At 42.0% G+C, this 14090-nt stretch carries 16 protein-coding genes; 15 read left to right on the forward strand and 1 reads right to left on the reverse strand.

All coding sequences use genetic code 11. From position 1 onward, the window contains the following. Positions 1-122 precede the first annotated feature (122 nt). Positions 123-1778 carry an Rqc2 family fibronectin-binding protein PavA gene (gene pavA, locus RWP09_RS07155; protein ID WP_314435873.1) on the reverse strand — a complete coding sequence of 552 codons (1656 nt, stop codon included), beginning with the start codon at positions 1776-1778 and terminating at the stop codon, positions 123-125. Between the two features lie 104 nt (positions 1779-1882). Here pavA and ybeY point away from each other — a divergent pair, with 104 nt between their 5' ends. The 15 genes from ybeY (at position 1883) to pepF (ending at position 14089) form a co-directional block, all read left to right on the forward strand. Next, complete coding sequence (ybeY, locus tag RWP09_RS07160; RefSeq protein ID WP_000275156.1) at positions 1883-2380, forward strand: rRNA maturation RNase YbeY; 498 nt, start codon at positions 1883-1885, stop codon at positions 2378-2380. Next, complete coding sequence (locus RWP09_RS07165; RefSeq protein ID WP_045611476.1) at positions 2361-2756, forward strand: diacylglycerol kinase family protein; 396 nt, start codon at positions 2361-2363, stop codon at positions 2754-2756. The genes ybeY and RWP09_RS07165 overlap by 20 nt, the downstream gene beginning before the upstream one ends. 22 nt (positions 2757-2778) lie before the next feature. Next, positions 2779-3678: a GTPase Era gene (era, locus tag RWP09_RS07170; RefSeq protein ID WP_000143264.1), complete on the forward strand. Its 900-nt coding sequence runs from the start codon at positions 2779-2781 to the stop codon at positions 3676-3678. A 48-nt stretch (positions 3679-3726) separates the two neighbouring features. Beyond that, positions 3727-4551 (forward strand): DNA-formamidopyrimidine glycosylase, encoded by an 825-nt coding sequence (gene mutM / locus RWP09_RS07175; protein ID WP_314435891.1) that lies wholly within the window; start codon positions 3727-3729, stop codon positions 4549-4551. Further along, the gene (gene coaE / locus RWP09_RS07180) at positions 4551-5141 is read left to right on the forward strand and encodes a dephospho-CoA kinase (protein ID WP_314435893.1); all 591 of its coding nucleotides are present in this window, start codon (positions 4551-4553) and stop codon (positions 5139-5141) included. The genes mutM and coaE overlap by 1 nt, the downstream gene beginning before the upstream one ends. Position 5142: 1 nt before the next feature. Beyond that, a complete protein-coding gene (locus RWP09_RS07185) occupies positions 5143-6342 on the forward strand; it encodes a multidrug efflux MFS transporter (RefSeq protein WP_314435895.1) in 1200 nt (399 codons plus the stop codon). Then, the gene (gene rpmG / locus RWP09_RS07190) at positions 6342-6491 is read left to right on the forward strand and encodes a 50S ribosomal protein L33 (RefSeq protein ID WP_261008772.1); all 150 of its coding nucleotides are present in this window, start codon (positions 6342-6344) and stop codon (positions 6489-6491) included. Before RWP09_RS07185 ends, rpmG begins: the two co-directional genes overlap by 1 nt. Before the next feature lie 39 nt (positions 6492-6530). After that, positions 6531-6764, forward strand: a complete 234-nt coding sequence (gene secG, locus RWP09_RS07195; RefSeq protein ID WP_000282517.1) for a preprotein translocase subunit SecG — start codon at positions 6531-6533, stop codon at positions 6762-6764. A 100-nt stretch (positions 6765-6864) separates the two neighbouring features. Continuing rightward, on the forward strand, positions 6865-9219 hold the full coding sequence (gene rnr / locus RWP09_RS07200; RefSeq protein WP_314435900.1) for a ribonuclease R: 2355 nt from the start codon (positions 6865-6867) through the stop codon (positions 9217-9219). Next, positions 9182-9649, forward strand: coding sequence for an SsrA-binding protein SmpB (gene smpB, locus RWP09_RS07205; RefSeq protein ID WP_001051750.1), 468 nt, complete (start codon positions 9182-9184; stop codon positions 9647-9649). The genes rnr and smpB overlap by 38 nt, the downstream gene beginning before the upstream one ends. A 14-nt stretch (positions 9650-9663) precedes the next feature. Further along, positions 9664-10524 carry an SAM-dependent methyltransferase TehB gene (gene tehB, locus RWP09_RS07210; RefSeq protein ID WP_314435902.1) on the forward strand — a complete coding sequence of 287 codons (861 nt, stop codon included), beginning with the start codon at positions 9664-9666 and terminating at the stop codon, positions 10522-10524. Between the two features lie 119 nt (positions 10525-10643). Further along, the gene (locus tag RWP09_RS07215; RefSeq protein WP_314435904.1) at positions 10644-10832 is read left to right on the forward strand and encodes a type II toxin-antitoxin system HicA family toxin; all 189 of its coding nucleotides are present in this window, start codon (positions 10644-10646) and stop codon (positions 10830-10832) included. 27 nt (positions 10833-10859) lie between these two features. Next, entirely contained in the window at positions 10860-11237 is a 378-nt protein-coding gene (locus RWP09_RS07220) for a type II toxin-antitoxin system HicB family antitoxin (protein ID WP_050252888.1), read from the forward strand. Between the two features lie 77 nt (positions 11238-11314). Further along, entirely contained in the window at positions 11315-12268 is a 954-nt protein-coding gene (locus RWP09_RS07225) for a competence protein CoiA family protein (protein ID WP_314435908.1), read from the forward strand. A gap of 18 nt (positions 12269-12286) precedes the next feature. Then, positions 12287-14089: an oligoendopeptidase F gene (gene pepF / locus RWP09_RS07230; protein ID WP_314435910.1), complete on the forward strand. Its 1803-nt coding sequence runs from the start codon at positions 12287-12289 to the stop codon at positions 14087-14089. Position 14090: the final 1 nt, after the last annotated feature.

The following is a 14090-nucleotide window of genomic DNA, read 5'->3' on the forward strand; positions in this document are numbered from 1 at the left end:
AAATCAAAGAGCAAACTAGGAAACTAGCCGCAGGCTGTACTTGAGTACGGCAAGGTGACGTTGACGTGGTTTGAATTTGATTTTCGAAGAGTATAAGCTAAAAATCCTGATTTCAAGTAAAATCAGGATTTTTTCATGGATGCTATTTTTTCTGGATCTGGTGTGACACGGAGGGTCTTTTGTCCTGTGTAAGTGACAAAGCCTGGTTTTCCGCCAGTTGGTTTGTTGAGTTTCTTGACTTCAATCATATCTACCTGCACCAGATTTGACAAGCGACCTTGAGAGAAGTAGGCGGCCAGCTCTGCTGCGTCTGTTTTGACTTCATCGGATGGGTCAAGATTTCCTGAGATGACAACATGGCTTCCAGGAATGTCCTTGGCATGGAACCAAAGTTCCTCCTTGCGGGCCATTTTAAAGGTCAATTCCTCATTTTGCAGGTTATTGCGTCCGACATAGATGATGGTCTTGCCATCGCTTGCTAGATATTGTTCTGGTTTTTTGCGCTTCTGGATTTTTTCTCGTTGTCTTCTGCGGATAAAACCTGTTTGGATCAATTCTTCACGAATTTCAGCGATTTCTTCCAGTCCAGCTTGGTTGAGAACAGTTTCCACACTTTCAAGATAGAGAATAGTGGCCTTGGTTTCCTCAATCAGATCAGTCAAGTATTTGACAGCTTCTTTGAGTTTCTGATACCGTTTAAAATAGCGTTGGGCATTTTGGTTGGGAGTCAGAGCCTTATCAAGCGCAATCGTGATAGGTTGGTTGGTATAGTAGTTGTCTAGGATAACCTGGTCTTGGTCGTTAGGCACTTGGTGGAGGAAGGTTGTTAGCAATTCCCCTTTTTGGCGAAATTCTTCAGCATTGTCTGTCGCTAGTAACTCTTTTTCTTGTTTTTTTAGCTTATGTCGATTTTTCTGAAGTTCATTTTCAACACGACGAATCAGTTCACTAGCTTGCTGTTTGACACGGTCGCGTTCTGCCTTGTCCTTATAGTAGGTGTCCAGCAAGTCAGAAAGGCTGGCAAAAGGCTCTCCCACCTGATTTGCAAAAGGAACTGGACTAAAGGAAGTCTCTGTCAAGCATGGCTTGGTTTCTTGACTGAAAAAGTTACGGAAAGTAGACAGTTTATCACTAACCAGAATGTTTTCCAATTCATTTGCTGTATCACGTCCTAGACCTTGAAAGAGGCTTTGAAGATTTTTAGCTGTCGTTTCCTGTGTTTGCAGGATTTCAAAGAGTTTCTCGTCCTTGACCGTGAAAGGATTGTGCGATTCCGTGCTTGGCGGAGCGATATAGGTCGATCCAGGAAGTAAAGTGCGGTAGCTGTTTTGTGAAAAGCCGACGTGTTTGATAACTTCAAGGATTTTATGACTGCTTTTATCGACCAGTAGAATATTACTGTGTTTTCCCATGATTTCGATAATCAAGGTAGCCTGAATATGGTCTCCAATCTCGTTTTTATTGGAAACAGTGATTTCCACAATACGGTCATTTTCAATCTGCTCAATAGACTCAATCAGGGCCCCCTGCAAATACTTTCTCAAAACCATAATAAAGGTAGAAGGTTGGACTGGATTTTCAAAAGTTGTTTGGGTCAGCTGAATGCGTCCAAAAACTGGATGAGCAGAAAGGAGTAGGCGATGACTTTGGCGATTGCTGCGGATTTGCAAGACCAACTCTTGTTCAAAAGGCTGATTGATTTTCTGAATGCGACCGTTCACTAACTCTCTTCGCAATTCCTCAACCATGTGGTGTAAAAAAAATCCGTCAAATGACATCGTTCTCTCCTTGTGATTGTATTCCATAGTATTATATCAAAAAGGTAGAATAAAATCATGGAAATGTGGTATAATAAAGCCAAGTAAAGAGAAACGAGAAGCACATGTATATTGAAATGGTAGATGAAACTGGTCAAGTTTCAAAAGAAATGTTGCAACAAACCCAAGAAATTTTGGAATTTGCAGCCCAAAAATTAGGCAAAGAAGACAAGGAGATGGCAGTTACCTTTGTGACTAATGAACGCAGCCATGAACTCAATCTAGAGTACCGTGACACAGACCGTCCGACAGACGTCATCAGCCTTGAATATAAGCCAGAGTTGGAAATTGCCTTTGACGAAGAGGACTTGCTTGAAAATCCTGAATTAGCAGAGATGATGTCTGAGTTTGATGCCTATATTGGAGAACTGTTTATCTCTATCGATAAGGCTCATGAGCAGGCTGAGGAATATGGTCACAGCTTTGAGCGTGAGATGGGCTTCTTGGCAGTACACGGCTTTTTACATATCAACGGCTATGATCACTACACTCCAGAAGAAGAAGCGGAGATGTTCGGTTTACAAGAAGAAATTTTGACAGCCTATGGACTCACAAGACAATAAACGAAAATGGAAAAATCGTGACTTGATATCCAGTTTAGAATTTGCCCTCACAGGAATTTTTACTGCCATCAAGGAAGAACGCAATATGCGAAAACATGCAGTGACCGCTCTCGTGGTCATCCTTGCAGGTTTTATTTTTCAGGTGTCACGAATCGAATGGCTCTTTCTCCTATTGAGCATTTTCTTGGTAGTAGCATTTGAGATTATCAACTCTGCTATTGAAAATGTGGTGGATTTGGCCAGTCACTATCACTTTTCCATGCTAGCTAAAAATGCCAAGGATATGGCAGCTGGCGCGGTATTAGTGGTCTCTCTTTTCGCTGCCTTAACAGGCGCATTGATTTTTCTCCCACGAATCTGGGATTTATTATTTTAAACAGTAACAGTAAGAGGAAATTATGACTTTTAAATCAGGCTTTGTAGCCATTTTAGGACGTCCCAATGTTGGGAAGTCAACTTTTTTGAATCACGTTATGGGGCAAAAGATTGCCATCATGAGTGACAAGGCGCAGACAACGCGCAACAAAATCATGGGAATTTACACGACCGATAAGGAGCAAATCGTCTTTATCGATACACCAGGGATTCACAAGCCTAAAACAGCTCTTGGAGATTTCATGGTTGAGTCTGCCTACAGCACCCTTCGTGAAGTGGACACTGTTCTTTTTATGGTGCCTGCTGATGAAGCGCGTGGTAAGGGAGACGACATGATTATCGAGCGTCTCAAGGCTGCCAAGGTCCCTGTGATTCTGGTGGTGAACAAGATTGATAAGGTTCATCCAGACCAGCTTTTGTCTCAGATTGATGATTTCCGTAATCAGATGGACTTCAAGGAAATTGTTCCTATCTCAGCCCTTCAGGGAAATAATGTCTCACGTTTAGTTGATATTTTGAGTGAAAATCTGGACGAAGGTTTCCAATATTTCCCGTCTGATCAAATCACAGACCATCCAGAACGTTTCTTGGTTTCTGAAATGGTTCGCGAGAAAGTCTTGCACCTAACTCGTGAAGAGATTCCGCATTCGGTAGCAGTAGTTGTTGACTCTATGAAACGAGACGAAGAGACAGACAAGGTTCACATCCGTGCAACCATCATGGTGGAGCGCGATAGTCAGAAAGGGATTATCATCGGTAAAGGTGGCGCTATGCTTAAGAAAATTGGTAGTATGGCCCGTCGTGATATTGAACTCATGCTAGGAGACAAGGTCTTCCTAGAAACCTGGGTCAAGGTCAAGAAAAACTGGCGCGATAAAAAGCTAGATTTGGCTGACTTTGGCTATAATGAAAAAGAATACTAAGTAGAGGTGGGCACATGCCTGCTTCTTGTTTTTACAGAAGGAGGACGTATGCCTGAATTACCAGAGGTTGAAACCGTTCGTCGTGGCTTAGAAAAATTGATTTTGGGAAAGAAGATTTCGAGTGTAGAAATTCGTTATCCAAAGATGATTAAGACGGACTTGGACGAGTTTCAAAAGGAAGTGCCTGGCCAAGTTGTTGAGTCAATGGGGCGCCGTGGCAAATACTTGCTTTTTTACCTGACAGACAAGGTCTTGATTTCCCATCTGCGGATGGAGGGCAAGTATTTTTACTATCCGGACCAGGTTCCTGAACGCAAGCATGCCCATGTTTTCTTCCAGTTTGAAGACGGTGGCACGCTTGTTTATGAGGATGTACGCAAGTTTGGTACTATGGAACTATTGTCTCCTGACCTTTTGGATACCTACTTTATTTCTAAGAAATTAGGGCCTGAACCAAGGGAGCAAGACTTTGATTTACAGGTCTTTCAAGCTGCCCTAGCCAAGTCCAAAAAGCCTATCAAATCCCATCTCCTAGACCAGACCTTGGTAGCTGGTCTGGGTAATATCTATGTAGATGAGGTCCTATGGCGAGCTCAGGTTCATCCAGCTAGACTTTCTCAGACTTTGACAGCAGAAGAAGCGTCAGCCATTCATGACCAGACCATTGCTGTATTGGGCCAGGCTGTTGAAAAAGGTGGCTCCACCATTCGGACTTATACCAATGCCTTTGGGGAAGACGGAACCATGCAGGATTTTCATCAGGTCTATGACAAGGCTGGTCAAGAATGTGTACGCTGTGGCACCATCATTGAGAAAATCCAATTAGGCGGACGAGGCACCCACTTTTGTCCAACTTGTCAAAGGAGGGACTGATGGGAAAAATCATTGGAATCACAGGAGGAATTGCCTCTGGTAAGTCAACCGTGACAAATTTTCTAAGAAAGCAAGGTTTTCAAGTAGTGGATGCCGACGCAGTCGTCCACCAACTACAGAAACCTGGCGGTCGTCTGTTTGAGGCTCTAGTCCAGCATTTTGGTCAAAAAATCATCCTTGAAAACGGAGAACTTAATCGCCCTCTCCTAGCTAGTCTCATCTTTCCAAATCCTCAAGAACAAGAATGGTCTAAGCAAATCCAAGGAGAGATTATTCGTGAAGAGTTGGCTACATTAAGAGACCAGTTGGCTCAGACAGAAGAGATTTTTTTCATGGATATTCCCCTGCTTTTTGAGCAGGACTATGCCTCTTGGTTTGATGAGACGTGGTTGGTCTATGTGGACCGAGATGTCCAAGTAGAACGGTTGATGAAAAGGGACCAGCTGTCCAAGGATGAAGCTGAGTCTCGTTTGGCAGCCCAGTGGCCTTTAGAGAAAAAGAAAGATTTAGCCAGCCATGTTCTAGACAACAATGGCAATCAGGAACAGCTTCTAACTCAGGTAGTCTCCTTGCTTGAGGGAGGTAGCTAAGATGACAGAGATTAACTGGAAGGATAATCTGCGCATTGCCTGGTTTGGTAATTTTCTGACAGGAGCCAGTATTTCCTTAGTTGTGCCTTTTATGCCCATCTTTGTGGAAAATCTAGGTGTAGGGAGTGATCAAGTTGCTTTTTATGCAGGTTTAGCTATTTCTGTTTCTGCCATTTCTGCAGCACTTTTCTCTCCTATCTGGGGCATCCTTGCTGACAAATACGGTCGCAAACCCATGATGATTCGGGCTGGCATGGCCATGACCATTACTATGGGAGGCTTGGCCTTTGTCCCAAATATTTATTGGTTAATCTTTCTTCGTTTATTAAACGGGGTATTTGCAGGATTTGTTCCTAATGCAACGGCCTTGATAGCCAGTCAGGTTCCTAAGGAGAAATCAGGCTCTGCCTTAGGTACTTTGTCTACAGGCGTAGTTGCAGGCACTCTAACTGGTCCCTTTATTGGTGGCTTTATCGCAGAATTATTTGGCATTCGTACTGTCTTTTTACTGGTGGGTAGTTTTCTATTTTTAGCTGCTATTTTGACCATTTGCTTTATCAAGGAAGATTTTCAACCAGTAGCCAAGGAAAAGGCCATCCCAACAAAGGAATTATTTACATCAGTTAAATATCCCTATCTCTTGGTCAACCTCTTTCTGACCAGTTTTGTCATCCAATTTTCAGCTCAATCAATCGGCCCTATCTTAGCTCTGTATGTTCGCGACTTAGGCCAGACAGAGAATCTTCTTTTTGTCTCTGGTCTGATTGTGTCCAGTATGGGCTTTTCCAGTATGATGAGTGCAGGAGTCATGGGAAAGCTAGGTGACAAGGTGGGCAACCATCGCCTCTTGGTTGTAGCCCAGTTTTATTCAGTTATCATCTATCTCCTATGTGCCAATGCCTCTAGCCCCCTTCAACTAGGACTTTATCGTTTCCTCTTTGGATTGGGGACAGGTGCCTTGATTCCTGGAGTTAATGCTCTTCTCAGTAAGATGACTCCAAAACCAGGTATTTCAAGAGTATTTGCCTTCAATCAGGTATTCTTTTATCTGGGAGGTGTCGTTGGTCCCATGGCAGGTTCTGCAGTAGCAGGTCAATTTGGCTACCATGCAGTATTTTATGCGACAAGCCTTTGTGTTGCCTTTAGTTGTCTCTTTAACCTGCTTCAATTTCGAACATTATTAAAAGTAAAGGAAATCTAGTGCGAGTAAAAATTAATCTAAAATGCTCCTCTTGTGGCAGTATCAATTACCTAACCAGTAAAAACTCAAAAACTCATCCAGACAAGATTGGGGTTTTAAAGTATTGTCCCAAGGAAAGAAAAGTAACCCTACATCTTGAATCTAAGTAGATTTTATGGTAAAATAATAGGGATTTTAAGGAGTTTGATATGTATAACCTATTATTAACCATTTTATTAGTATTATCTGTTGTGATTGTGATTGCGATTTTCATGCAACCAACCAAAAACCAATCCAGCAATGTATTTGATGCCAGCTCAGGTGATTTGTTTGAACGCAGTAAAGCTCGCGGTTTTGAAGCTGTAATGCAGCGTTTGACAGGGATTTTAGTCTTTTTCTGGCTAGCCATTGCCTTAGCATTGACGGTATTATCAAGTAGATAAGAAAATAATGGGCAGGACTAGGTCTTTGCCTCTTTTTATTTTTAAAAGATATTTGAGAAGGTTTTACAGTAAAAGAAAATAAAAAATCTAGAAAGAAAATATGAAAGATAGAATAAAAGAATATTTACAAGACAAGGGAAAGGTAACTGTCAATGACTTGGCTCAGGATTTGGGAAAAGATGGGTCCAAGGATTTTCGTGACTTGATTAAAACCTTGTCTCTAATGGAAAGAAAGCACCAGATTCGCTTTGAAGAAGATGGTAGTCTGACATTAGAAATTAAGAAAAAACATGAGATTACCCTCAAGGGGATTTTTCATGCCCATAAAAATGGCTTTGGCTTTGTTAGTCTGGAAGGCGAGGAGGACGACCTTTTTGTAGGGAAAAATGATGTCAACTATGCTATTGATGGTGATACCGTCGAGGTAGTGATTAAGAAAGTCGCTGACCGCAATAAGGGAACAGCAGCAGAAGCCAAAATTATTGATATCCTAGAACACAGTTTGACAACTGTTGTTGGCCAAATCGTTTTAGATCAGGAAAAGCCTAAGTATGCTGGCTACATTCGTTCGAAAAATCAGAAAATCAGTCAACCAATTTATGTTAAGAGACCAGCCCTTAAACTTGAAGGAACAGAAGTTCTCAAGGTCCTTATCGATAAATACCCAAGCAAGAAACATGATTTCTTTGTCGCTAGTGTCCTCGATGTGGTGGGGCATTCAACGGATGTCGGAATTGATGTTCTTGAGGTCTTGGAATCAATGGACATTGTATCTGAGTTTCCAGAAGCTGTTGTCAAGGAAGCAGAAAGTGTGCCTGATGCTCCGTCTCAAAAGGATATGGAAGGTCGTTTGGATCTAAGAGATGAGATTACCTTCACCATTGATGGCGCTGACGCCAAAGACTTGGACGATGCGGTGCATATCAAGGCCTTGAAAAATGGAAATCTGGAGCTTGGTGTTCACATCGCAGATGTTTCCTACTATGTGACCGAGGGGTCTGCCCTGGATAAGGAAGCCCTTAATCGTGCGACTTCTGTTTATGTGACAGACCGTGTGGTTCCAATGCTTCCAGAACGACTGTCAAATGGCATCTGCTCCCTCAATCCTCAAGTTGACCGTCTGACCCAGTCTGCCATTATGGAGATTGATAAACATGGTCGTGTGGTTAATTATACCATTACACAAACAGTTATCAAGACCAGTTTTCGTATGACCTATAGCGATGTCAATGATATCCTAGCAGGTGACGAGGAGAAGAGACAAGAATATAAGAAAATTGTTCCCAGTATCGAACTCATGGCCAAGCTCCATGAAACTCTAGAAAACATGCGTGTGAAACGTGGAGCCCTCAATTTCGATACCAACGAAGCGAAGATTTTAGTGGATAAACAGGGTAAGCCTGTTGATATCGTTCTTCGTCAGCGTGGCATTGCCGAGCGGATGATCGAGTCCTTTATGTTGATGGCCAATGAAACAGTTGCCGAGCATTTCAGCAAGTTGGATTTGCCTTTCATCTATCGAATTCACGAGGAGCCTAAGGCTGAAAAGGTTCAGAAGTTTATTGATTATGCTTCGAGTTTTGGCTTGCGCATTTATGGGACTGCCAGTGAGATTAGCCAGGAGGCACTTCAAGACATCATGCGTGCTGTTGAGGGAGAACCTTATGCAGATGTCTTGTCTATGATGCTTCTACGCTCCATGCAGCAGGCTCGCTATTCTGAGCATAATCACGGCCACTATGGACTAGCTGCTGACTATTATACTCACTTTACCAGTCCGATTCGTCGTTATCCAGACCTTCTTGTTCACCGTATGATTCGGGATTACGGCCGTTCTAAGGAAATAGCCGAGCATTTTGAGCAAGTGATTCCAGAGATTGCGACCCAGTCTTCCAACCGTGAACGTCGTGCCATTGAGGCTGAGCGTGAAGTCGAAGCCATGAAAAAGGCTGAGTATATGGAAGAATATGTGGGCGAAGAGTACGATGCGGTTGTGTCCAGCATCGTTAAATTCGGTCTCTTTGTCGAATTGCCAAACACAGTTGAAGGCTTGATTCACATCACCAATCTATCTGAATTTTATCATTTCAATGAGCGTGATTTGACCCTTCGTGGGGAGAAATCGGGAACAACCTTCCGTGTCGGACAGCAAATCCGTATCCGGGTTGAAAGAGCCGACAAGATGACTGGTGAAATTGACTTCTCTTACATCCCAAGTGAGTTTGATGTGATTGAAAAAGGCTTAAAACAGTCTAGTCATAGTGACAGAGGGCGTGGTTCAAGTCGTCGTTCAGATAAGAAGGAAGACAAGAGGAAATCAGGACGCTCAAATGATAAGCGCAAGCATTCTCAAAAAGATAAGCAGAAAAAAGGAAAGAAACCTTTTTACAAGGAAGTAGCTAAGAAAGGAGCCAAGCATGGCAAAGGGCGAGGGAAAGGTCGTCGCGCAAAATAAAAAGGCGCGCCACGACTATACTATCGTAGATACGTTAGAGGCAGGGATGGTCCTGACTGGAACTGAAATCAAGAGTGTACGAGCTGCTCGAATCAATCTCAAAGACGGCTTTGCCCAAGTAAAAAATGGGGAAGTCTGGTTGAGCAATGTTCATATCGCTCCTTACGAAGAGGGTAATATCTGGAACCAGGAACCAGAACGTCGCCGCAAACTCCTGCTCCATAAGAAACAAATTCAAAAATTGGAACAAGAGACTAAAGGAACAGGAATGACGCTGGTTCCTCTTAAAGTCTATATCAAAGATGGCTATGCCAAGCTCCTTTTAGGTTTAGCTAAAGGGAAGCATGACTATGATAAACGGGAGTCTATCAAACGACGTGAGCAAAACCGCGACATTGCGCGTGTTATGAAAGCTGTTAATCAGCGATAAAAAGAGGAATGAAGATGGAAAAACTAGTTGCCTATAAACGTATGCCTTTGTGGACTAAAGAAACTATGCCAGAGGCTGTTCAGCAGAAACACAATACCAAGGTTAGGACTTGGGGGAAAATTACTGTCTTGAAGGGAGCTCTCAAGTTTATTGAATTGACAGAAGATGGTGAGGTTCTAGCTGAACACCTATTTGAAGCAGGGGCTGACAATCCCATGGCACAACCACAAGCCTGGCACCGAGTGGAAGCTGCCACAGACGATGTAGAATGGTATTTGGAATTTTATTGTAAACCTGAGGATTATTTCCCTAAAAAATACAATACCAATCCTGTTCATTCAGAGGTTCTAGAGGCTATGCAGATAGTAAAACCAGGAAAAGCCTTGGATTTGGGCTGTGGTCAGGGCCGTAACTCTCTCTTTCTTGCACAGAATGGTTTTGATGTGACAGCTGTAGATCAAAATGAACTGGCCCTTGAAATCTTGCAAAGCATTGTGGAGCAAGAAGACCTGGACATGCCTGTTGGTCTTTACGATATCAATTCAGCCAGCATTGGGCAAGAATATGATTTTATCGTATCAACTGTTGTTTTGATGTTTTTGCAAGCAGACCGCATTCCTGAAATTATCAAAAATATGCAGGAGAAAACCACTGTTGGTGGTTACAATCTTATCGTTTGTGCCATGGACACGGAGGATTATCCTTGTTCAGTGAACTTCCCATTTACCTTTAAGGAAGGCGAACTAGCGAACTATTACAAGGACTGGGAATTGGTCAAGTACAATGAAAATCCAGGCCATTTGCACCGTCGCGATGAGAATGGCAATCGTATTCAACTACGCTTTGCGACCATGCTAGCTAAGAAAATCAAGTAAACACACATGAAGATTAGGAATTTTCCTGATCTTTTTTTCTTTTTTACGAATAGATAAGATAGAAGAATTGACAAAAATACGCATTATAAGTATAATTTTAGATAGAAAGGTGACCATAAATGCCAATCATAGGTAAGGAAATGGTAAAATTAGCTCTTGCAAATGGATGGATTGAAGTTCGTAAGAGAGGAAGTCATCATCATTTTAAGAAAGTAGGGGTTCCCTATCTTGTCACTATTCCAGTTCACGCTAATGAGGATTTAGGAAAAGGTCTAGAGAGAAAAATATTAAAAGATTTGGGATTATAGTTGATTTGGAAATTGTGGAGGTGTATTATGCTAAAATCTTATCCTGCTATTTTTCATAAAGAAGGCACTGGGTATTGGATCGAATTTCCGGAATTTGGAGGTGGGACAGAGGGAGCAACGATTGAACTTGCAATGAAAAATGCTCGGGAAATGCTTGAGAGTGTTTTAGCTTCTTATATTGATGAAGGACTGGCTCTGCCTACTCCTAGTGACATTGCTGAGTTGAAAGCTCCTGATGGATTTGTGACTTTGATTCAGGTTAATCCCTTGCCTTTCGTAAAGAATAATAAAGCGATTCGAAAAAATGTTACGGTTCCAGAGTGGCTAGTCAGACTTGCAGATCGTGAGAAAGTAAACTATTCTGAAGTGTTGACACAAGCTCTTGAAAGTCGCTTGCAACTCTAAAATTATAGAGTGATGAAGATTAGGAATTTTCCTGATCTTTTTTCTTTTTTTCGAATAATATAGAAAAGGAGGGAATCATGTTTGTTGCGAGAGATACTAGGGGAGAATTGGTAAATGTGTTAGAGGATAAGCTTGAGAAGCAAGCATACACCTGCCCAGCTTGTGGAGGTCAGCTCCGTTTGCGTCAAGGACCAAGTGTCCGAACCCATTTTGCCCACAAATCCCTAAAAGACTGTGATTACTCCTTTGAAAATGAAAGCCCAGAACACTTGACAAATAAGGAAGTCCTCTATCACTGGTTGAAAACAGAGGCTGAGGTGCAATTAGAATACCCCCTTCCAGAGCTTAAACAGATTGCAGATGTGTTTGTAAATGGTAATCTAGCTCTAGAAGTCCAGTGTAGTCCCTTGCCTCAAAAAATTCTTAAAGAGCGCAGTGAGGGCTATCGTAGTCAGGGTTACCAAGTACTGTGGTTGCTGGGAGAAAAACTGTGGCTCAAGGAGCGTTTGACTCGTCTGCAAGAAGGTTTTCTTTATTTCAGTCAAAACATGGGCTTTTATATTTGGGAATTAGACAAGGAAAAACAGCTTTTAAGGCTTAAATATCTCATACACCAGGATCTTCGAGGCAAACTCCATTATCAAATCAAGGCATTTCCCTATGGCCAAGATAGTTTACTGGAGATATTACGTTTTCCCTATAAGAAACAAAAAATATCGCATTTTACAGTTTCTGAGGACAAGGACATCTGTCGCTATATTCAGCAACAACTTTATTATCAAAATCCCATTTGGATGAAAGAACAAGCAGAAGCCTATCAGAAGGGAGAAAATCTCCTGACTTATGGACTAAAAGAATGGTATCCACAAATTCGACCACTAGTAGGTGAGTTTTGCCAAATTGAGAAGGACTTGACCAGCTATTATCAGTATTTTCAAACCTATTACCAAGAAAATCCTCAAAATGATTGGCAAATGCTCTATCCACCAGCCTTTTATCAGCAATATTTCTTGAAAAATATGGTAGAATAGAAAGGATGGAGGAATCTAATGGTATTACAAAGAAATGAAATAAATGAAAAAGATACATGGGATCTATCAACGATCTACCCCACTGACCAGGCTTGGGAAGAAGCCTTAAAAGATTTAACAGAGCAATTGGAGAAAGTAGCCCAGTATGAAGGCCATCTCTTGGATAGTGCGGATAGCCTACTAGAAATTACTGAATTTTCTCTTGAAATGGAACGCCAGACGGAGAAGCTTTACGTTTATGCTCATATGAAGAATGACCAGGATACACGTGAAGCCAAGTACCAAGAGTACTATGCCAAGGCTATGACACTCTACAGTCAGCTGGACCAAGCCTTTTCGTTCTATGAGCCTGAATTTATGGAGATTAGCGAAAAGCAGTATGCTGACTTTTTAGAAGCTCAACCAAAATTGCAGCTTTATCAACACTATTTTGACAAGCTTTTGCAAGGCAAGGAACACGTTCTATCACAACGAGAAGAAGAATTATTGGCTGGAGCTGGGGAAATCTTTGGTTCGGCAAGTGAAACCTTCGCTATTTTAGATAATGCAGATATCGTCTTTCCATTTGTTAAAGATGAAGATGGTAACGAAGTACAATTATCACATGGCGTTTATATGCGTTTGATGGAGTCTAAAAACCGTGATGTTCGTCGTGGTGCCTATCAAGCTCTTTATGCGACTTACGAACAATTCCAACATACCTATGCCAAAACCTTGCAAACCAATGTTAAGGTGCAAAACTACCGTGCCAAAGTTCGCAACTACAAGAGTGCTCGTCATGCAGCCCTAGCGGCCAATTTTGTTCCAGAGAGTGTTTATGACAATTTGGTAACAGCAGTTCGCAAGCATTTACCACTCTTGCATCGTTACCTTGAGCTTCGTTCAAAAATCTTGGGGATTTCAGACCTCAAGATGTACGATGTCTACACACCGCTTTCATCTGTTGAATACAGTTTCACCTACCAAGAAGCCTTGAAAAAGGCAGAAGAGGCCTTGGCAGTCTTGGGTGATGATTACTTGAACCGTGTTAAACGTGCCTTCAGTGAGCGTTGGATTGATGTTTATGAAAATCAAGGCAAGCGTTCTGGAGCCTATTCTGGTGGTTCTTACGATACCAATGCCTTTATGCTTCTTAACTGGCAGGACAATCTAGACAATCTCTTTACTCTTGTTCATGAAACAGGTCATAGTATGCATTCAAGCTATACTCGCGAAACGCAGCCTTATGTTTACGGAGATTATTCTATCTTCTTAGCTGAGATTGCATCAACTACCAATGAAAATATCTTGACGGAGAAATTATTGGAAGAAGTGGAAGACGACGCAACGCGCTTTGCTATTCTCAATAACTTCCTAGACGGTTTCCGTGGAACAGTTTTCCGCCAAACTCAATTTGCTGAGTTTGAACACGCCATTCACCAAGCGGATCAAAATGGTGAAGTCTTGACAAGTGATTTCTTAAATAAACTCTACGCAGACTTGAACCAAGAGTATTATGGTTTGAGTAAGGAAGACAATCCTGAAATCCAATACGAGTGGGCACGCATTCCACATTTCTACTATAACTACTATGTATATCAATATTCAACAGGCTTTGCGGCAGCCTCAGCCTTGGCTGAAAAGATTGTCCATGGTAGTCAAGAAGACCGTGACCGCTATATCGACTACCTTAAGGCAGGTAAATCTGACTATCCACTTAATGTCATGAGAAAAGCTGGCGTTGATATGGAGAAGGAAGACTACCTCAACGATGCCTTTGCAGTCTTTGAACGTCGTTTGAATGAGTTTGAAGCCCTTGTTGAAAAATTGGGATTGGCATAAG

The sequence above is a fragment of the uncultured Streptococcus sp. genome (genome assembly GCF_963521255.1).
GTDB lineage: Bacteria > Bacillota > Bacilli > Lactobacillales > Streptococcaceae > Streptococcus.

What these genes read in the sequence shown, in the direction of transcription:
- pavA (WP_314435873.1), bottom strand. Translation starts at nt 1,778, where the DNA reads ATGTCATTTGACGGATTTTTTTTACACCACATGGTTGAGGAATTGCGA.
- ybeY (WP_000275156.1), top strand. Translation starts at nt 1,883, where the DNA reads ATGTATATTGAAATGGTAGATGAAACTGGTCAAGTTTCAAAAGAAATG.
- RWP09_RS07165 (WP_045611476.1), top strand. Translation starts at nt 2,361, where the DNA reads ATGGACTCACAAGACAATAAACGAAAATGGAAAAATCGTGACTTGATA.
- era (WP_000143264.1), top strand. Translation starts at nt 2,779, where the DNA reads ATGACTTTTAAATCAGGCTTTGTAGCCATTTTAGGACGTCCCAATGTT.
- mutM (WP_314435891.1), top strand. Translation starts at nt 3,727, where the DNA reads ATGCCTGAATTACCAGAGGTTGAAACCGTTCGTCGTGGCTTAGAAAAA.
- coaE (WP_314435893.1), top strand. Translation starts at nt 4,551, where the DNA reads ATGGGAAAAATCATTGGAATCACAGGAGGAATTGCCTCTGGTAAGTCA.
- RWP09_RS07185 (WP_314435895.1), top strand. Translation starts at nt 5,143, where the DNA reads ATGACAGAGATTAACTGGAAGGATAATCTGCGCATTGCCTGGTTTGGT.
- secG (WP_000282517.1), top strand. Translation starts at nt 6,531, where the DNA reads ATGTATAACCTATTATTAACCATTTTATTAGTATTATCTGTTGTGATT.
- rnr (WP_314435900.1), top strand. Translation starts at nt 6,865, where the DNA reads ATGAAAGATAGAATAAAAGAATATTTACAAGACAAGGGAAAGGTAACT.
- smpB (WP_001051750.1), top strand. Translation starts at nt 9,182, where the DNA reads ATGGCAAAGGGCGAGGGAAAGGTCGTCGCGCAAAATAAAAAGGCGCGC.
- tehB (WP_314435902.1), top strand. Translation starts at nt 9,664, where the DNA reads ATGGAAAAACTAGTTGCCTATAAACGTATGCCTTTGTGGACTAAAGAA.
- RWP09_RS07215 (WP_314435904.1), top strand. Translation starts at nt 10,644, where the DNA reads ATGCCAATCATAGGTAAGGAAATGGTAAAATTAGCTCTTGCAAATGGA.
- RWP09_RS07220 (WP_050252888.1), top strand. Translation starts at nt 10,860, where the DNA reads ATGCTAAAATCTTATCCTGCTATTTTTCATAAAGAAGGCACTGGGTAT.
- RWP09_RS07225 (WP_314435908.1), top strand. Translation starts at nt 11,315, where the DNA reads ATGTTTGTTGCGAGAGATACTAGGGGAGAATTGGTAAATGTGTTAGAG.
- pepF (WP_314435910.1), top strand. Translation starts at nt 12,287, where the DNA reads ATGGTATTACAAAGAAATGAAATAAATGAAAAAGATACATGGGATCTA.